Genomic DNA, 18,809 nt, shown 5'->3' on the forward strand with positions numbered 1-18,809 from the left:
TCTCTTGCTTTCCTTGAAACAAAGTTATAAAATATATAGAAAACAGATACAATTTCTCTAATTCAAACAAAATAGTTTTCGTAAACTGGAGATATATAAAAATGCACAAAACACAGATGAGTTTATCCCACCGCCGCAGGCCAGTTATTACCACAGGATTGCAGCTCAGTATTCTCTCTGTTATTTTAATTATCATTATTGTTTTAACACTTTGGAATACTTCGAATCTGCGGTCCGTGATCAACTACAGTACAGAAAATTATGCAGAAGATGTCACCTGCCAGCTGGCAGATGATATTGCAGCACGCCTGGAGAGCAATCAGCAGTATATGATTCTGCTTGCAGACTCCATATCCAAAATCGATTACCGTACAGACACAGCGGCGCTGAAGGAATTTCTTAACAGAAAGGCCGAGATTCTGGACTTTGATACGATTATTTTTTTAGATGCGCAAGGAAACGCAATTCCTTCTGTATCTGACGCCCGGGACCTTTGGAATCTGCCCAGTGTCCAGGGTTCTCTTCAGGGGAATTCTGAGGTAACCTACATAGAAGGACAGAGCCTTCTCTACTCCACTCCGGTTTATTCCGGCAGTGAGATTACCGGTGTTCTAACAGGAATCCGCAAAAAGGAAAGCATTCAGTCTCTGATTCAGCCCAAGGCCTTTTCAGGAGAAAGCCTGACCTGTATCGTTGATAACAGCGGGGAAGTCGTAGTCTCTCCCACAGAATTAAAACCGTTTCTGCAATTAAACGATATATTTAAAAGCGGAAAAGACCGGAATACTGAAAATGAAATTCTTAAAATGATGGATGATATGAAGGCGAATCGGGGTGGGGTATTCCCTTTTACAGCAGTAAACGGAGATGAGCTGATTATGTCCTATCACCCTCTCAATGTGAATCAATGGGTACTTTTGACTTTAATCCCTGCGGACTTGATCTCCCATGGGGCTGACGTTTACACCGTAAAGACGTTCCTTATTATCGGAGGCATTGCGGCTGTTTTTATTCTGTTCCTGGTTTCTATACTCCGCTTTTACAGCTACCACAGGAGGTATCTGGAGCAGCTTGCATTTTCTGATCCGGTTACCGGCGGTATGAATTATTCTGCCTTTCAGCTTCAGTATGAGGAACTTGTTAAAGCAGCACCCCCTCTTACTTATACTGTTATCATGCTCAACGTAAAGGGTTTTAAGCTTATAAACGAAAATTATGGCACTTCGGCAGGGAATGATACCCTGCGCTACATCTACAGGATTCTGCTTCGCCATATGGAATCCGGAGAGTTTGCCGCCCGCAATGAGGCAGACAATTTCTTTTTGTGTATCAAAGAGATGGAGAAGCAGACCATTCAGTTCAGACTTGATGCCATAATCCATGATATTAATTCTTTTAACGAAACCAGGGAGACGCCTTACTATCTTATGATTCTGCAAGGTGCCTATCTGGTAGATGATCCCACCCTGGAACTCACAATTATCCAGGATCGCACAAGAACAGCTTATCAGAACCAGGACTCCGGGACTCATCCGGCATGTGCCTTCTATGATGCTGATTTTACAAAGCAGCTGCAGACAGAGCAGGAGCTCAACGACTTGTTCGAACATTCACTGAAGAATCACGATTTTAAGGTATACCTGCAGCCCAAAGTCAGACTGCTTGATGGCGGTATTGCCGGAGCAGAAGCTCTGGTCCGTTGGATACATCCTCAAAAAGGAATTATCTTTCCATCTGATTTTATTCCTATTTTTGAACACAACGGAAAAATCTGTCATTTGGATCTCTATATGTTCGAGGAAGTATGCAGGCTGCTGGAACAATGGAATCAAAAGGGGCAGCCCTGGATCCCCATATCTGTCAATCTGTCCCGGCAGCATTTTAAAAATCCAGAGTTTCTGAAAGCATTTTCTGAGATTGCCGAAAGATACCATATTCCTCCAAATACCATTGAATTTGAGCTGACAGAGTCAATTCTATTTGATCCTCAGCAGATTGAGGTTGTGAAAATAAGTATTCAAAAAATGCATGCTCTGGGCTTTCTATGTTCTCTGGACGATTTTGGATCCGGCTTCTCCTCTCTGGGCTTATTAAAAGAATTTGATGTAGACACTATAAAACTGGATCGCCAGTTTTTCCTCGACATCTCTAAAGAGAAATCAAGAGACGTGATTGCTTGCTTAATTGAGCTTGCAAAGAAACTGAATGTACGCACAGTGGCCGAAGGAATTGAAGAGCAGGAGCAGCTGGATTATCTTAGAGAGATAGGCTGTGATCTGGTACAGGGATATATTTTCTCCAAACCCCTGCCGCCAAAGGAATTTGAGGCTTTCTGCGCCAGATAGCGGCATCTCTTAATTTCTTTACACACAGAAAAACGGCATGCTTTATGCCGTTTTTCTTACTTTGTACCCAGGAGTTTAATTGGGGGCCCCCTGGGTATACACTATAGGAGGAAAGGATTATAAGGTCGTCGTAAAACCGCCGTCAACGCTGATGCTCCAGCCGTTTACATAGTCAGATGCCCTGCTGGCCAGATAAATTATGGTCCCCATGAGATCTTCCATCTCACCCCAGCGTCCTGCCGGAATCCGGTTAGTAATCTTATTGTAAAAGGCAGGGTCTTTGCGAAGCTCTGCATTTACTTCAGTGGCCAGAAATCCAGGCGAAATCGCATTTGTCTGTATATTAAATTCTCCCAGCTCATTGGCAAACACTCTGGTCAATCCGATGACACCGTGTTTTGCTGCTGTGTATGGAGGGCAGTGCTTATCAGCGGTATAAGACAGTGCGGAACCTATGTTTATAATCTTGCCTCCGCCCTGCTGCTTCATGATTTTAGAAACTGCATGAGACAGGAAATATACCGCGTTCAGATCCAGATTGATGCACATATCCCAGTATTTGTCAGGGTACTCATCAAATGGGGCAAAAGCACTGGCGCCTGCATTGTTCACCAAGATATCGATTCTTCCGTACTTCTCCACACAGGTGTCTACCACCTGCTGAATGTAGTCCTTTTTGGTAAGATCACCCTGAAGGAATTCTACCCGTCTGCCTTCTGCCTCTACCAACTGCTTTACCTCTGCAGTGTCTGGTGTAAAGTGTGGAATAAAAAGATCTGCCCCGGCCTTTGCAAAAGCTGCCGCATATGCCATTCCAAGTCCCTGATTGGCTCCTGTGATGATTGCTACCTTTCCCTTCAGACTAAAAAAGTCCAGGGTAAAATTTCCAAAATCCGTCATTCGTCTTGCCTCCTATCCCAGCATGGTTCTGATTGTCTTAGCGATACTTGCCCGGTCCATGCCATAGTATTTATAAATCTCGTCGGGATCTCCCAGAACAGAGAATTGATCCGGCATTCCAATCCGTTTGAATTTTCCTCTGTATCCGGCCTCGCACAGAATCTCGGCAACTGCTCCGCCCAGACCGCCGTTGATGGAGTGATCCTCCACTGTCACAACGTTTCCGGTAGTATTGGCAACTCTTAAGATCGCTTCTATATCAAGCGGCTTAATCGTGTGCATATCCAGGACACCTACACTGAGTCCTTCCTCACCTAAAAGCTTAGCCGCCATCATGGATTCATAGATACTTGAACCGGTGGAAATAATTGCGGCGTCCCTGCCTTCCAGCACATCAATGGCTTTGCCGATCTCATATTCGTAGTCTTCCGCATAAATATTAGGTGAACCTGCCCTGTCTATCCGGATAATCATAGGACCTTCATGGTCCATAGACTTCCTGATAACCTTCCTGCACTGGTCCGCGTCAGCAGGAACTACCACTGTAAGGTTAGGGATGGCACGGTATAAAGCCAGATCTGCAATGTCATTATGGGTGGGGCCTCCCCCTGCGGTAACACCTGAATGGGTTCCTATCAGACGTACATTCACATCATTGTACGCAATATCTGTATGGATTTGGTCTGCTGCACGCAGCGGAAGGAAGGGGCCAAACACCTGAGCAAATACAACGTGTCCTGCCAGGGCCATGCCTGCGGAGGCGCCTACCTGGTTTGGTTCTGCAATCCCAAAGTTAAAGCATCTGTCCGGATACTTTGCAACCATTTTTCCTGCACTGGAGGATGGCGCAACATTATCACTGTATGTAAAGAGGAATTCTCTTCCTTCATCTGCAAGTTTCATTAATTCTTCTCCATATGCCTCTCTTGCATTGGATAACATCTGGTCAAAATCAAAAGTTGTTTGTACTGCCATACTATCTCACCTTCCTATTCTTTTCTACATCAGCAAGTGCTTCTTCCAACTGTTCTTTTGCGATTCCGCCTCCGTGCCATTTATAATTGCCTTCCATAAAGTCAACGCCTTTGCCTTTTACGGTATTGGATATAATAAAAATAGGTTTCCTTGGAGTAACCGGATCCGCCTTCGGAAGCTTCTCCAGCGCTTCACATACCTGAAGCATATCATTGCCGTCCTCCACATTGATGACCTCCCAGCCAAAGGCCTCTAATTTTTTATCCAATGGGTCCAGGTTCATAACATTGGCTGTAGGACCTGTCATCTGTACCTGATTCTTATCCACGATAGCAACCAGATTTCCCAGCTGGTAATGGCCCGCTGCCATAATTGCCTCCCAGTTGGTACCCTCGTCCATCTCACCGTCTCCTACCATAACAATGGTTCTCCAGGGTGCTTTTTTTGCTCGTGCTCCCAGTGCCATGCCCACTGCAACGGGAAGCCCATGCCCCAGTGAGCCCGCGGATACTTCTATGGCAGGCACATATTTTCTGTTCGAATGCATACCGAATTTTGCTGTATCCAAGGTTTCGAAATGCTCTACCATGTAGTCCATTGTATACATCCCCATATCCTGGAAAATCGTATATAATGTCTCGCTGCAGTGCCCCTTGCTCAATACAAAGCGATCTCTGTCTTCCATCTTCGGATCCGCCGGATCATAATTCATGTATTCATAGTACAGGGCGACTGCCATCTCAACGATGGATAATTCCCCTCCCAGATGCCCCATTCCTATGCGGTAGATAAAGTTCAAAAGATCCTTTCTGATTTTTAGACACTTATCCTCTAATTCAATTACACGTTTCATTTCTACTGTACTCATTTGATAACTCCTTTCCAGACCTTCTTTATATGTCCTCGCTGCATTTGATTAATATTTTCGGATACTTCCCGGATACCTGGGCCCTGAATGCCTCTTCTGCCTCATCGATTGAGAAAATCTTGCTGGTAAAATCAGAAAGATCATATTTGGATAAGACCTGCACTGCCCTGGGGAAGGTGTAGGGCGCCACATAAAAACCGGTTACTGTCAATTCATTAAAATAGCAGTATTTATACAGATTAAATGGCATCTCAAAATCATTTGGATACATAGCACCGTAAATCAGTTTTCCGCCTTTTGCCGTAATCTTCGGCAAATCGTATACCGCTCTTACAGAACCGGAGCAGTCGATAACTGTGTCAAAGCCTCTTCCGTCTGTAATTTTCATTGCCTCTTCCACTGTGCTGGAGTTCACAGGGTCAACCACATATTCCGCTCCATATTTCAAAGCCAGCTCTCTTCGCTCAGGGATAGGCTCTATCAAGGTCAAACTGGTAGCCCCATACATTTTTAATGACTGCAGTGCCAGAAGTCCGATAGGGCCTCCCCCGGATATAGCGATTCTCTCCCCATATCTGGGACTTACCTTATCCATCAGACGAACGGCAATGGAAATTGGCTCCAGCAGGCATCCTTCCTCAAGGCTTACATCGTCAGGAAGTTTATATACCTGAGATTCATGCCAGACAATATATTCACTCATTCCCGGGCGGTTATACTCATCTGCGTGCTCACAGAACTGCTGCTGTCCGTTCTGGCAGTAATAGCAGGTACCGCAGAATCTGAGAAAATTGCCGGCAACCCTATCCCCCACTTTTAAACCTTTCTGGGTTGCTTTTTCCCCCAGCTCTACGATAACGCCGGATACTTCATGCCCCAGACCAAAGGGGGGGTCCCATCCAAAGATATTCTCTACCAGATGAGGATCCGAACCGCAGATTGCACAGTATGCGACTTTGATTTTTACATCCTCCGGCCCTACTTCCTGTTCCGGAATGTCCAGAACAGCTACTTTTCCTCTCTTACTCTCGTCCGGGTCCCTTAAACTTCCCACTTTAACTACTGATATTGATTTCAAATCAATCCCTCCATTTCCTTTTTTTGATCTATTTTTACTTATTATGCTGATTTTCTGGCTGCATTTCTTTCTGCTATCTGCTTCTGAATCTCAACTACCTTTTCTTCATTTAGGTGATAGAAGGCTCCGAAGATAACCATGGTGACTACCACCACTGCAAGAGGAAGCAGGGATGTAAGATTCCTGATAGCTGCAAGAGTGCTCTCTGTCTGAGCTTCATTTGCCACATAGCCTGAAGCACTCAGAACTGCGGTAGGCAGAGAACCGCCGATAATCATCGCAAATTTTATTCCTAATCCAATTAAGGTCATTACAATGGCTGTGTATCTCTTCCCGGTTTTTAAGTCCGCATATTCTACCGGGTCAGTAATGATAGACCACAAAATTCCCATTAAAATACCATATCCAAATGCTGTTACTCCCCGTGATGCCATCATTCCGGCAATCGCGGACGGAGGCATTAAGTAGAGAAGCAGAGACCCGGCTGCTGCCAGAGCAAGCCCTAGCATAACCGTACCTTTTTTCTTAATCTTCTTTGTCAGGAAAGGTACGCAGGGTACGCCAAATACAGAGGGTAGCATCATCATCATAGAGAACCAGGAAAGCATATCCTCTCTTCCGGCATAGTATTTAATATAATAGGCACCCATAGTGGACTGTACCTGACTTAAGGTATATACACCCAGAAACAGGACAAACATAAGGAATACAGGTCCTACCGTAAATAAAAGGGTAAATACATCTTTAATATTTGCCTTGTTATTAGGATCAATCGGCGGGGCCGGAACCCTCTCAACGATCTGATGGGACGCCCAAAGTAAAATTGTTACCATGATAACCGCCATAATAACAGTTGTTACCATATATCCCTGAGCAAGTGTCATATATCTCGTAAAGAAACCGCTTAAATTTGGCAGCATAATGGCGCAGAGAACACCGCCGGACTGTGCGAACATCATTCGTGTGGACTGAAGCTTCGTTCTCTCATCCTGATCGTTTGTCATGAGGGAGGCCGCGGATATATATGGCTGAATAATAAAGGTATACAGCATATTTAAGAGATTGTATGTAATAGCCGCCCACACAAGCTTCATGTTATACGCAAATCCCGGGGTAGTATACGTAAGCACTGCTACCACACCGAAAGGAATTGCCCCATACATAATGTATATCCAGTACTTACCCTTTTTGGGATTCAGCCGTTCACATATAGTTCCCATCATAGGATCATTGATGGCATCCCAGAGACGGGAAACCGCAAACAGCATAGCAACATGAGATGCTTTCAGTCCGAAAATGTCTGTATAGAAATAGCTGATATACAAGGCAATACACTGAAACACCAGATTCATTGCAAAGTCTACCGATGAATATCCCAGTATTTCTCTTTTTTCCAACTTGTAGTAACCATACTGTGAACTGGTCTTCACCCAGTTAGCGGGGTCCTTAAGGTTTTTACTCATAGAAATTTCCTCCGTCTGATTTGGATTTCTGGACGATAGCGGATACTTGGGCGCCCTGTACTGCCTTTGTCCGGTACATATTCCATAAGCCGCATGCTCTTCCCGTTATTTTAACCACTATTTTTTCCTTCTCCTCCAGCGCGTTCGGTAATATAACTTGTTTTGCAGCTTATCTTTGTTGTATTTAGTATATATTGCACAACCGCTTTTTACCATTCTTCAAAAGGACACGTAGAAATTCAATTTCGTCCTTTTTGAATAAGATTGTTGATAAAATATCAAATCAATTACGACAAAACAGATTCCATTTTTTACTTATTGTGTTATAATATCTAAAGGTTTTTCTTTTCAGAATTCTTTTTCTATATGGCATTATTGGCTATCATTATTTAAAGGAGGGAATCTGTCATGTACCATCAGCCTATACACCCGCTTTGCAATCCTAACACAAACACGGTCTCTCTGAATTCCTATGATTTATGTATCAGCTATGTAGACCGTCATGACGAAAACACGGTGGAATTTCCCCACAGTCATCCAAAGGAATTTGAAGTATATTATGTTGTGGAGGGGGAATTAGATAATCTGGTGGAAGGGACACCGCAAAATGTCAAAGCGGGAGAGTTTTTATTTTTGAATCCCGGGGTAAAGCACGGTACGCTGTACAAGCCGGAACAGCGAAAGGTGTACATCACCGTAGTTTTTAATATCTATCCCAGGACCTCCCCCTACTCAAATGACTATACCGTGGAATTCGAACCGATACATATGGATACTTTTTTTAAATTTGCTCAAAAGCAGAGCTTTTTAATCTGTAAAGATAATTATAACTGTTCCAAATACCTTCCCTGGATGGAAGAAGAGGCTGTGACAAAGGAGTGGGGATGGTTTTATATGCTGAAGTCCCACTACACTGCCTTTCTGCTGTCTATCATCAGGAACTTTATGCCTCCTACCCACACAACCTCCCAGGCAGAAGCCACAACGCTGCCTATTGCATTCACTAAATTTCTGCACGCTAACTATCAGAACAAGGATCTGGCACTGAAAGATCTGGCAGATCATTTTTACATGACTCCCAGACACGCCAACCGGCTGTTTAAGGAATATTTTGGAGCAAGTCTTTCCAAGACCCTGACCCAGTACCGAATCAGCTATGCCAAAAATTATCTCCTGGATACAGATTATTCTGTTGACGAGATCGCTGACGCCGTAGGCTTTAGCTCTGCCAGCACGCTGTCCCGTCTTTTTAAGGAGACGGAAGGGATTAATATCTCTGAATACCGGTATCTGTGCAAACAGCAAAAGCTTCTTGCACAGAATCTGGACTCTCAGCCATAGAGCACCTCCGGATCATAACAACAGGGACGGTATTGGCTCATCTTCATCAGATGAACCCATATCGTCCCTGCAGCTTACTTTATTCAAATATTCTTTTACTTAATGTCACCCCGCATTCCCCTGACATAAATGAGGGGCGACCCGTACGGAAGGATTTGGCAGCATATAACGTCTTAATCCAAATCATTTTATCCTAGTCAATAACCTCAATACTCTCGATCACCGGCTGGTTCTCAGCAGCCACTGTTCCGTTCGCATCTTCTGTCCGGATATCTTCACAGATCTTATCTACAATTTCCATCCCTTCTGTCACATATCCAAACACAGCGTAATCCCCGTCCAGAGAAGGACTGTCCTGATGGACAATAAAGAACTGAGAGCTGGCACTGTCCATCTCCCTGGCACGGGCCATTGAAAGCGCCCCACGGGTATGTGACAGTGGATTGTCCACCCCATTATTTGAAAATTCACCTTTTATGGTCTCATCAGACCCTCCGGTGCCATTTCCGTTAGGATCTCCACCCTGAATCATAAAACCGCTGATTATGCGGTGGAATGTCAGTCCGTTATAAAATCCCTCCCCCGCAAGCCTCATAAAATTAGTCACGGTTATAGGCGCACTGTCCCCCTCCAGTTCTGCAGATATGGTTCCATAATCCTTTATGTTAATTTTAACATGATGTGTCCCTGTCTGCTGCTCTTCACCGGAAGTTGCTTTGTCTGCTTCCTCTTGTGTCCCGGCAGACTCTGTATCTGTCTTATTTTCTTCTGTATTCTCTGTTTTTCCACATCCGGTTATGAAAGCAGCCGCCATGGCAGCCATTACAAGTAGTGTTATTAATTTTTTCATGCTGTACAACCTCTCTTATAACTTATGGTATTCTCTTTTTTCTCTCTGCCCTCTTGATTCAGGTCATAATAAAACATATACTGCTGCAAAACCCCCGCATACCCCTGGTACCGCAAGTAGGGAAAACCCTCGGGATAGTGCAGATCCAATATCTTTTTTATATGTGTATCCACCGGAAAGGCTTCTACATGATATAGGCCAAACAGGCAGATGCAGTCTGCCACTTTCCTGCCTATCCCATATTGCAGCATCAATTCTTTGTGCGCGCTTTCATAATCTGCTTTTTTCAGCTTCTCCAGATCCAGACTTCCTTCAACCACAGATTCAGCCATCCGGCAGATATACTTTTCCCGGTAACCCAGCCCCAGGCTTCCTAAAACTTCAGGGCCTGCCTCCAGTACTGCTTCCGGCGAAGGAAATGTAAAATATGCACTTCCCTGCTTTGTGTCTCTCTTTTCCCCAACTGCTTCGCAGAGGCGCCGGACACTGTTTCTGATTCTCGGTATATTATTATTTTGAGAAATAAGAAATGTAATTATCATCTCCCATAAATCCTGCTTTAATATACGGATTCCCCAGCCATAGTTCGCTGCGCTGATTAGGTACGAATCCTCCGTATCTATAGAATTTTTTATTTCTCCGTAATCCGTATCCAAATCCAGATATTCCCTCCACAGCTTCTGAAATTCCCTTTCAGAGCAGGATAGCGTATAATCCTCCCCGTGCTGGGTGATCTCCAGATACTCACCGTAGGCGATAATAGAAAATGTACTACTGTTCTGTCTCTCCATACGAAAGCATTGACCCGATTGAGCAATCTGCTGCAGATCCAGGTCTTTTATATTTTTATGTATCATTGTCTCCTCTTTTTCTAAAGATAACTGCCGTTTCTCTTGCTTCACTCCAAATTCGTCACTTTTGCACCGTAAGACTAAACTTCTATAAATGCGCGGATTGACCTTTGGTCAATAAGGAATACCCACTCCTATTCGCCGGCAATTGCCTTTGCTCTTGCATTTGGCGAGTCACTTCTCCAACTATAGAGGTGCAAAATCCTAGCTTCTCTTTTTGAAAGAGAAAATATTACTTGTCTATGTTATCATTTTATCGTTTTATCTTCAACTGTAAATTAGTGTATCTAGGATATATGAATTAAGTACAAGCCCTCTCTCCCTTAGTTTCTCTGATTACCCTATCAAGCAGATAAAGCAGTTAAAAAAGTAGTAGAGTTGCATTGCCATCTGTAAAGTCTACAGCCCAGAAGCCGGCAGTAAACGGAGCATACCACTACACACTGGCAGGAAAATTGCCGATTTCCATTTGTCAGGCGTAATAAAAAGTACTCAAATGGCACTCCCACATGGGGAGCGACGTTATGGGGAGGCCTACCAAAGCCCCTGCCATGCAATTTCAATCCACGCTCCCGCATGGGGAGTGACATAAGACGGTACAGAAATCCCAGAAGTCCCTTATATTTCAATCCACACTCCCGCATGGGGAGTGACAAACTTACACCTCTTAGGGGGATAAAATAGATGAATTTCAATCCACACTCCCGCATGGGGAGTGACAGCCGGAGATTTCCGTATCATACAGGGCACAGAAATTTCAATCCACACTCCCGCATGGGGAGTGACTGGATGCTTTAGTCAAATGGGCGGAGGCAGTTAAGATTTCAATCCACACTCCCGCATGGGGAGTGACATGCCAGCCGGAAACGGTGCGTAAGTGGGTAGCTATTTCAATCCACACTCCCGCATGGGGAGTGACTGGGCTGGGAGTGTGCATATCCCTAGACCCGGTAGATTTCAATCCACACTCCCGCATGGGGAGTGACACTAAACTTTTACCTGGGTTTAAGGGTGGGGGAGCATTTCAATCCACACTCCCGCATGGGGAGTGACCAAAGGAAGAAAGAGCTTTCGAGGATTATTTAAATTTCAATCCACACTCCCGCATGGGGAGTGACTACCAACAGGACAACCACAGTTTGGACAATTTAATTTCAATCCACACTCCCGCATGGGGAGTGACTGAGCTAAAGTATGTTATTAGAATGGGAATCGGAATTTCAATCCACACTCCCGCATGGGGAGTGACTCAGCCCCCCGTGGTAGATAAAGACAAGGTAAGGATTTCAATCCACACTCCCGCATGGGGAGTGACTGCAAAAGTGCACAAAACATCAGTATTCACAACAAAACATATATACATTTTCTACACTTTTATCTTCTCAGCATATCATCTGCCATTCATTTTGTCTACTTTTATAATACATTCTCTTGCTTTTTGAGGTGCGAATCCCCCGGGATTTTTATGTTCACTTTACATTCGCACTAAAATATTAATGTATCAACAACATCAATTCCGCGCTCCACACCCATGTGTTCAACCTTGTTTTTAAAATTATTCCCCAGATAATAAAACCGCAGGCTGTCTACATTTTCATCAATAATTTCTGATAGGATTGCTTTTAATGTAACACATTGGGTGTTATCCAAAATACATTCAAACACTGAATTTTGCCCACGAGTTCCGTAATTCATGCACTGTTTTGCTACCTTTCTTAAACGAGCCTTACCTGCATTTGTTTCTGTATTGACATCATATGTAATCAAGACAAGCATATAAAACCTCTCTTACTTCCAAAAAATGGTGGGTATTCATCCAAGTCTCCCCTCAAATACCTGGCAAGCAGCATTGCCTGAGTAAACGGTACCATCCCCCACTCTATCTTTTCACCAAGATATGGATGGGTAATTATATCCTTTTTCCTGTTCTGCCATTCTGTGAGCACTATTTTTCTCGTCGCATCATCCATCACAACCGCACCATCTTCTTTTTTTTGTAAATCCCTTTCCATTGACTATCTTTTTATTAATCAGGGTTAAGACGAACCGATCTGCCAGCACAGGTCGCAGTTCTTCAATTAAATCCAAAGCCAGAGAGATTCTTCCGGGTCTATCGGTATGTATAAAACCAACATAAGGATCTAATCCCACGGTTTCCAGAGCCGATGCAGTCATTCCGGTTAATAAGGTATATACAAATGACAGCAAGGCATTCGTGTTGTCCAGAGGAGGACGTTTATTCCTCCCCTGAAATATGAAATCTTTCTTCTGCTGCAGCACCAATTGTTCAAAAACCCCAAAGTAAGTCCTGGCCGCCTCTCCTTCATAACCTCTGAGCTGATTTATATTATCACATTTTTGAATCAGGGTAAGCGACTTTTGCATTTTATCTGCTGCATGCTTCATCTTTACAGCATCTATTTGTTTACTGTGATCCCTCACGGCTCTCTCTAAGACCCACCGTGCATTATATACTTTACCCAAAATACAATTTCTTGCAACTTTCAAGCTTTCTCCTGGCAGTTGAGAGACAGCATATTGTTTCTTTCTCAATGTGACATTGTCTTTCACACCACCTGATATTCTGGCAAGAAACTTCCCCTGAGGAGTCATAAATGACAGGGAAATATTTCGCTCTGCACATCCGCCCATAAGGGCAGGGCTAACCCCTCTGTATCCAAAAGAAACGATTGCTTCCAGGTTATGTAATGGAATCCTCCCGACCTCTGCATTTTGATCAAGTATTACTATATTTTCTCCATCTAAAGATAAATAGCTGCTTTCTGATGTTACATACAAGGTATTCAAAAGCTTTTTCAATCTTCGCCCTCCGCTAACGCACTCTTTATATAGCTGCTCACAGATACTGTTTTTCCCAGACGCGGTATACAAATTTCTTTTAATGAGCAGCCATTACAGGATTTTGACCATTTTACTTTTGGTGTATAGCGCCTTTCAATTAATTGATGCATTTCCAAAAATGAGTCTTTGACTTTTTCCCTGAGCGCATCATCAATCTTAACAATTTCTCTGTGCCGCACTTCACCATAAAAGATGGCACCTTCCATAATATCCGTAGAAAACATCTCCTCCAAACACATAGTCTGAGCAGATAATTGCAGAATATCTATCTCCGTATCTTTGGGCTTACCCTTTTTATATTCTACCGGATATACCTGATAATAGCCCTCCTTGCCAAAGAGCTGGATGCCATCTTTACTTTTTCTGAATTCTACAATGTCACATACTCCTGACACTCCCATAGTCTTTGAGTGGACCGGCATTCCTCTGCTTATAATGACATCCTTTCTTTTTTCCGGGGAATATGTATCATGAGCTCTTTTATGGAGCAATTCTCCCTCTACCGTCCCGGGTATCTGCTCTTCATTCAGCTTTACGACATAATCACTGTATTTTCTGGGATAAATAACGCCATCTTTTCTGTTCACTTCAACTGCATCAAATAATTTATAAGCAGGGCAGTCTCCTAATACCTTACTGTGCTTGAATACAATCAGTTCCCTTACAGACATTTTTCCTCTGGCTGCAGAGTGATCGATCTCAAACATATTTATAATTGCCTCCCAAAGAAATTCCAGATCTTCTTCCGAAAATCCTGTAACTTTTCTGGCTAGATTGGCAGATATATAGCCCTCAGCCCTATATAAAGCATACGTTACAATACTCTTGCGTCCCATTTCCGTACTTTTGTTTTCGGCGTCCTTTTCAGTGGTGATGGCAACACGGGTAATTGTAACCTCCTGGCTGATTATGGGATCCACACTTCTCGCAAACATTTTTCTTGAAATAATTTGTGGGATTTGTTGATGTCTGTACTTTTGAAACAAAAAAGAACGTTTACCCCTATTAGAAAATAAACGTTCTTTTTGTACATTGTAAATTATTTATTGTTCAAAGCCGCCTGAGCTGCTGCCAATCTAGCAATCGGCACACGGAATGGTGAACAAGATACATAGTTCAGACCAATCTTATGGCAGAATTCGATGGAGCTTGGATCTCCGCCGTGCTCACCACAGATTCCCAACTTAATGCCTGCTTTTGTAGAACGGCCTTTCTTAGCAGCCATTTCTACTAACTGTCCTACACCGTTCTGATCTAATCTTGCAAATGGATCGGACTCATAAATCTTAGCTTTGTAGTAAGCATCTAAGAATTTGCCGGCGTCATCACGGGAGAAACCGAAGGTCATCTGCGTTAAGTCGTTGGTTCCAAAGGAGAAGAATTCAGCTTCCTCCGCAATTTCATTGGCCAGTAAAGCAGCCCGGGGAATCTCAATCATAGTTCCGATGCGGTACTGGATATCAGAGCCTTTTTCATCCTTCACTTTTTCAGCGGTCTCAACAACTACATCTTTTACAAATTTTAACTCTTTCTTTTCTCCAACTAACGGAATCATAATTTCCGGAACAATCTTGAATCCTTTTTCTCTGGATACTTCGATTGCTGCTTCCATTACAGCCCTTGTCTGCATCTTAGCGATTTCAGGATAGGTTACTGCAAGACGGCAGCCTCTGTGTCCCATCATTGGGTTGAACTCATGGAGGTCGTCACATTTTGCTTTTACTTCTTCCGGAGTTAAGCCCATATCCTTTGCTAATGCAGCGATATCTTCCGGATCTGTAGGTACAAACTCGTGAAGAGGCGGATCCAGGTAACGAACAGTCATTGGCTTGCCTTCCAGAACCTCATACATTGCTTTGAAGTCTGCTTTCTGGAAAGGAATCAGTTCATTTAAGGCTGCTTCTCTTGCTTCTACAGAATCAGAGAGGATCATTTTACGGATCTTTGGAATTCTCTCAGCGTCAAAGAACATATGCTCTGTACGGCAGAGGCCGATTCCCTGAGCACCTAATTTGATTGCATTCTTTGTATCAAGAGGAGTATCTGCATTTGCTCTTACTTTTAATGTTCTGAACTTGTCAGCCCATCTCATGATTCTGTCAAAGTTTCCGCTGATTGCAGCTTCCTCTGTCTTAATATCGCCTAAATAAATTTTACCTGTGGATCCGTCTAAAGAGATGTAGTCTCCTTCCACGATTTTCTGTCCGCCAAGCTCAAAGTATTTTGCTTCTTCGTCAATCTGGATTTCACCGCATCCGGATACGCAGGCTGTTCCCATTCCACGGGCCACAACCGCAGCATGAGATGTCATACCGCCGCGAACTGTTAAGATACCCTCTGCTGCATGCATACCCTCGATATCTTCCGGTGAGGTCTCAAGACGAACCAGGACTACTCTTTCGCCGGCTGCTGCTGCATTTTTAGCGTCATCTGCTGTAAAGTATACTTTACCTGCTGCTGCACCTGGAGATGCGGGAAGAGCGGAACCGATTACCTGGCCTGCTTTTAATGCGTCTGCATTGAAAGTTGGGTGCAGTAACTGATCCAGAGATTTAGCGTCAATTCTGCAGACAGCTTCTTCTCTCGTGATCTTTCCTTCGTCTACCAGGTCACAAGCGATCTGGATCGCAGCAGGAGCTGTTCTCTTACCGTTACGTGTCTGTAAGAAGTATAATTTGCCTTCCTGGATGGTGAATTCCATATCCTGCATATCACGATAGTGATCTTCCAGTTTATGAGCGATTTTCATAAATTCATCATAACATTCCGGCATATCTTCCTGTAATTTGGAGATTGGCTGAGGAGTACGGATACCGGCAACTACATCTTCGCCCTGTGCGTTGATTAAGTATTCACCATAGATCCCCTTTGCGCCGGTGGATGGGTTACGTGTGAAGGCAACACCTGTACCGGAGGTTTCTCCCATGTTGCCGAATACCATTGCCTGTACATTAACGGCAGTACCCCAGTCGCCGGGGATATCATTCATACGGCGGTATACAATGGCACGTGGGTTGTCCCAGGAACGGAATACTGCTTTTACGGCTTCCATTAATTGAACCTTGGGATCCTGCGGGAATTCATCTCCCATTTTTTCTTTATAAATTGCTTTATATTTAGCGATTACTTCTTTTAAGTCATCGGCTGTTAAATCTGTATCGAATTTTGCGCCTTTTTCAGCTTTTACTTCGTCTAAAATTCCTTCGAAGAATGATTTGCTCATCTCCATAACAACGTCGGAGAACATCTGAATAAATCTTCTGTAGGAATCATATGCAAATCTTGGATTTCCTGTTTTCTTAGCAAAGCCCTCTACGGAAACATCGTTCAACCCTAAGTTTAAGATGGTATCCATCATGCCAGGCATAGATGCTCTTGCTCCGGAACGTACAGATACTAACAATGGATCTTCTGTGTCACCGAATTTTTTACCCTGCATTTTTTCAAGCTCTTCTAAAGCTTTGAAAATCTGGCCCTGTACTTCATCGGTGATCATTTTACCACTTTCATAATAATCAGTACAAGCTTCTGTTGTAACTGTGAAACCCTGAGGGATAGGAAGGCCTAAATTAGTCATCTCTGCCAAGTTAGCTCCTTTTCCGCCAAGAAGGTTTCTCATATCTGCGTTTCCTTCTTTAAATAAGTAAACCCATTTTGCCATTTGATAATTCCTCCTAAATGTAAATGTATAATTTTTGAATATTTTCCGCTGCCATGAATTCGAAAAATATTCAATAGTTACCTTGTCTACGAATAATCGCACATAAATCATTTTAACACAAGACTTTTCATAGTCAAGTGTCATTTATAAGTTTTTCCCAGTTTCATACATTTACTCAAAAGCAGCTAAAAAAGTCATAAAATAAAGGGCGAAATCCACAACGGTTCTCGCCCTTTTGCCTGCATTAACTCTTATTTCTTCGGAAAATATAAGTGTCTTGGGATTCCATTTACCATAAACGGAGCGTAGTCTCCCTGAATCAAAGGCCTTACATAATTAAGGAAATCCTCTGTGATATAAGTGCCGTCTCTCGTTATCCATTCTCTCGGTACCAATTTCTCATCATTGGCAATCTTATGTACATCGTAGATTCCAGTGGCGCACTGATAGGGATCATCAGATACTCTGTCTATTACGACCATCTTGCCGGTATCCCCTTCGTCTGCGGCCTTAACGGCAGCTCCTCCAACCATAAACGCTTCATTAATATCTACTCTGGAGGCAAGATGAGACGCACTTCTTTGGAGGCTGCTAAACTCCACAGAACGAGTCTTACATCCTATTTCTGAGCTGATCAAATTGCAGAGATACGTAGCAGAACCTGTGAGCTGCTTATGTCCAAACGCATCCACATACTCGGCATTTCCGGAAAGCTCGCTGACATACCGGCCATCTTTAAGCTTGATCCCCTCGGATACTGCGACTACAACATTATTCTTTTTCTTAATCAGATTTCTGATCTTTTCCATAAATTTATCTATATCGAATGGTATCTCTGGAAGATAGATAAGATCTGGTCCGTCACAGTCTTCACCCACAGACAAAGCAGAAGCCCCTGTAAGCCAGCCCGCATTTCTTCCCATAATTTCAATCACAGTGATGAGAACCTTCTTATAAGAAAGGCCCATTCCGTCACGAATAATTTCCTTCGTCGAAGTTCCGATATATTTAGCTGCGCTCCCATATCCTGGAGTGTGATCTGTAAGAGCGAGATCGTTATCGATCGTCTTGGGAACCCCCACAAACTTCTGTGACTGTCCTGTAATAATCGCATAGTCGGATAATTTCTTTATCGTATCCATAGAATCATTGCCGCCGATATATATGAAGCATTCAATTTCCAGGCGATTCAAAATCTCAAAAATCTTCTCATAAATAGCCTTGTCTTCATGGATTTCCGGCAGTTTATACCTGCAGGAACCAAGGTAGGCAGAGGGTGTTCTCTTTAGAAGTTCAATGTCCATATCACTCTTAATATGCTTTGATAAATCTACATATTGCTCATCCAGAAATCCCTGAATGCCGTATCTCATACCGTAAACTTTAGCTGCTCCTCTGTCAATCGCTGTTTTATATACACCTGCCAGGCTAGAATTAATGACCGCGGTGGGTCCTCCTGATTGTCCTACAATAACGTTACCTTTCATATTCCGCACCTCCATATTTTGCACAATTTCTACGCATAATTATATCAAAAATGTACAAATTATACAAGTGTATTTTGAAGAAAAGGGGACGTGTTCTTTCTAGAAAGAACACGTCCCAAATTCATCGA

Annotated in this window: 13 protein-coding genes, 2 pseudogenes and 1 CRISPR repeat array; of the genes and pseudogenes, 2 read left to right on the forward strand and 13 right to left on the reverse strand. The window is 43.3% G+C overall.

The window, feature by feature from the left end; translation table 11 throughout:
* Window positions 1-101: 101 nt before the first annotated feature.
* Window positions 102-2,345: a bifunctional diguanylate cyclase/phosphodiesterase gene (locus BUA56_RS10410; protein ID WP_072851370.1), complete on the forward strand. Its 2,244-nt coding sequence runs from the start codon at window positions 102-104 to the stop codon at window positions 2,343-2,345.
* Window positions 2,346-2,462: 117 nt separating this feature from the next.
* Here the strand turns inward: BUA56_RS10410 and BUA56_RS10415 are convergent, their stop codons facing one another.
* Genes BUA56_RS10415 through BUA56_RS23860 form a run of 6 tightly spaced genes read right to left on the reverse strand, consistent with a single transcriptional unit; the run spans window position 2,463 to window position 7,747 of the window.
* Window positions 2,463-3,245 (reverse strand): SDR family oxidoreductase, encoded by a 783-nt coding sequence (locus BUA56_RS10415; protein WP_072851372.1) that lies wholly within the window; start codon window positions 3,243-3,245, stop codon window positions 2,463-2,465.
* 12 nt (window positions 3,246-3,257) lie between these two features.
* Window positions 3,258-4,220, reverse strand: a complete 963-nt coding sequence (locus tag BUA56_RS10420) for a transketolase family protein (RefSeq protein WP_072851374.1) — start codon at window positions 4,218-4,220, stop codon at window positions 3,258-3,260.
* A 1-nt stretch (window position 4,221) separates the two neighbouring features.
* On the reverse strand, window positions 4,222-5,088 hold the full coding sequence (locus BUA56_RS10425; protein ID WP_072851376.1) for a transketolase: 867 nt from the start codon (window positions 5,086-5,088) through the stop codon (window positions 4,222-4,224).
* Between the two features lie 25 nt (window positions 5,089-5,113).
* Window positions 5,114-6,166, reverse strand: coding sequence for an alcohol dehydrogenase catalytic domain-containing protein (locus BUA56_RS10430; protein ID WP_072851378.1), 1,053 nt, complete (start codon window positions 6,164-6,166; stop codon window positions 5,114-5,116).
* A gap of 41 nt (window positions 6,167-6,207) precedes the next feature.
* Window positions 6,208-7,629 carry an MFS transporter gene (locus BUA56_RS10435; RefSeq protein WP_072851380.1) on the reverse strand — a complete coding sequence of 474 codons (1,422 nt, stop codon included), beginning with the start codon at window positions 7,627-7,629 and terminating at the stop codon, window positions 6,208-6,210.
* Entirely contained in the window at window positions 7,622-7,747 is a 126-nt protein-coding gene (locus BUA56_RS23860) for a hypothetical protein (protein WP_278320855.1), read from the reverse strand. Before BUA56_RS23860 ends, BUA56_RS10435 begins: the two co-directional genes overlap by 8 nt.
* Before the next feature lie 290 nt (window positions 7,748-8,037).
* Here BUA56_RS23860 and BUA56_RS10440 point away from each other — a divergent pair, with 290 nt between their 5' ends.
* Window positions 8,038-8,970: an AraC family transcriptional regulator gene (locus tag BUA56_RS10440; protein ID WP_072851382.1), complete on the forward strand. Its 933-nt coding sequence runs from the start codon at window positions 8,038-8,040 to the stop codon at window positions 8,968-8,970.
* A gap of 193 nt (window positions 8,971-9,163) precedes the next feature.
* On the opposite strand, the gene BUA56_RS10445 is transcribed toward BUA56_RS10440, so the two are convergent.
* From BUA56_RS10445 to BUA56_RS10475, 7 genes and pseudogenes are all read right to left on the reverse strand, one after another.
* Window positions 9,164-9,820, reverse strand: coding sequence for a peptidylprolyl isomerase (locus BUA56_RS10445; RefSeq protein WP_072851385.1), 657 nt, complete (start codon window positions 9,818-9,820; stop codon window positions 9,164-9,166).
* Window positions 9,817-10,677, reverse strand: a complete 861-nt coding sequence (locus BUA56_RS10450) for a DNA-3-methyladenine glycosylase family protein (RefSeq protein ID WP_072851387.1) — start codon at window positions 10,675-10,677, stop codon at window positions 9,817-9,819. The genes BUA56_RS10445 and BUA56_RS10450 overlap by 4 nt, the downstream gene beginning before the upstream one ends.
* Window positions 10,678-11,227: 550 nt before the next feature.
* A CRISPR array of direct repeats spans window positions 11,228-11,986; the repeat unit is 32 nt; unit sequence ATTTCAATCCACACTCCCGCATGGGGAGTGAC.
* A gap of 170 nt (window positions 11,987-12,156) precedes the next feature.
* Complete coding sequence (gene cas2, locus BUA56_RS10455; RefSeq protein WP_072851389.1) at window positions 12,157-12,447, reverse strand: CRISPR-associated endonuclease Cas2; 291 nt, start codon at window positions 12,445-12,447, stop codon at window positions 12,157-12,159.
* Window positions 12,435-13,491: pseudogene (cas1c, locus tag BUA56_RS10460) on the reverse strand (type I-C CRISPR-associated endonuclease Cas1c). Before cas1c ends, cas2 begins: the two are co-directional and overlap by 13 nt.
* Window positions 13,488-14,465: pseudogene (gene cas4 / locus BUA56_RS10465) on the reverse strand (CRISPR-associated protein Cas4); the annotation flags it as partial. The pseudogenes cas4 and cas1c, both read right to left, overlap by 4 nt.
* A 107-nt stretch (window positions 14,466-14,572) precedes the next feature.
* Window positions 14,573-17,194 (reverse strand): pyruvate, phosphate dikinase, encoded by a 2,622-nt coding sequence (gene ppdK / locus BUA56_RS10470; protein WP_072851393.1) that lies wholly within the window; start codon window positions 17,192-17,194, stop codon window positions 14,573-14,575.
* Between the two features lie 251 nt (window positions 17,195-17,445).
* The gene (locus BUA56_RS10475) at window positions 17,446-18,681 is read right to left on the reverse strand and encodes a 6-phosphofructokinase (RefSeq protein ID WP_072851395.1); all 1,236 of its coding nucleotides are present in this window, start codon (window positions 18,679-18,681) and stop codon (window positions 17,446-17,448) included.
* Between the last annotated feature and the right edge of the window lie 128 nt (window positions 18,682-18,809).

The sequence above is a fragment of the Lactonifactor longoviformis DSM 17459 genome (assembly GCF_900129135.1).
Lineage (GTDB): Bacteria > Bacillota > Clostridia > Lachnospirales > Lachnospiraceae > Lactonifactor > Lactonifactor longoviformis.

Bases quoted from the DNA above. Each gene is read 5' to 3' on its own strand.
- BUA56_RS10410 (WP_072851370.1), top strand. From the start codon at position 102: ATGCACAAAACACAGATGAGTTTATCCCACCGCCGCAGGCCAGTTATT.
- BUA56_RS10415 (WP_072851372.1), bottom strand. From the start codon at position 3,245: ATGACGGATTTTGGAAATTTTACCCTGGACTTTTTTAGTCTGAAGGGA.
- BUA56_RS10420 (WP_072851374.1), bottom strand. From the start codon at position 4,220: ATGGCAGTACAAACAACTTTTGATTTTGACCAGATGTTATCCAATGCA.
- BUA56_RS10425 (WP_072851376.1), bottom strand. From the start codon at position 5,088: ATGAGTACAGTAGAAATGAAACGTGTAATTGAATTAGAGGATAAGTGT.
- BUA56_RS10435 (WP_072851380.1), bottom strand. From the start codon at position 7,629: ATGAGTAAAAACCTTAAGGACCCCGCTAACTGGGTGAAGACCAGTTCA.
- BUA56_RS10440 (WP_072851382.1), top strand. From the start codon at position 8,038: ATGTACCATCAGCCTATACACCCGCTTTGCAATCCTAACACAAACACG.
- BUA56_RS10445 (WP_072851385.1), bottom strand. From the start codon at position 9,820: ATGAAAAAATTAATAACACTACTTGTAATGGCTGCCATGGCGGCTGCT.
- BUA56_RS10450 (WP_072851387.1), bottom strand. From the start codon at position 10,677: ATGATACATAAAAATATAAAAGACCTGGATCTGCAGCAGATTGCTCAA.
- cas2 (WP_072851389.1), bottom strand. From the start codon at position 12,447: ATGCTTGTCTTGATTACATATGATGTCAATACAGAAACAAATGCAGGT.
- ppdK (WP_072851393.1), bottom strand. From the start codon at position 17,194: ATGGCAAAATGGGTTTACTTATTTAAAGAAGGAAACGCAGATATGAGA.
- BUA56_RS10475 (WP_072851395.1), bottom strand. From the start codon at position 18,681: ATGAAAGGTAACGTTATTGTAGGACAATCAGGAGGACCCACCGCGGTC.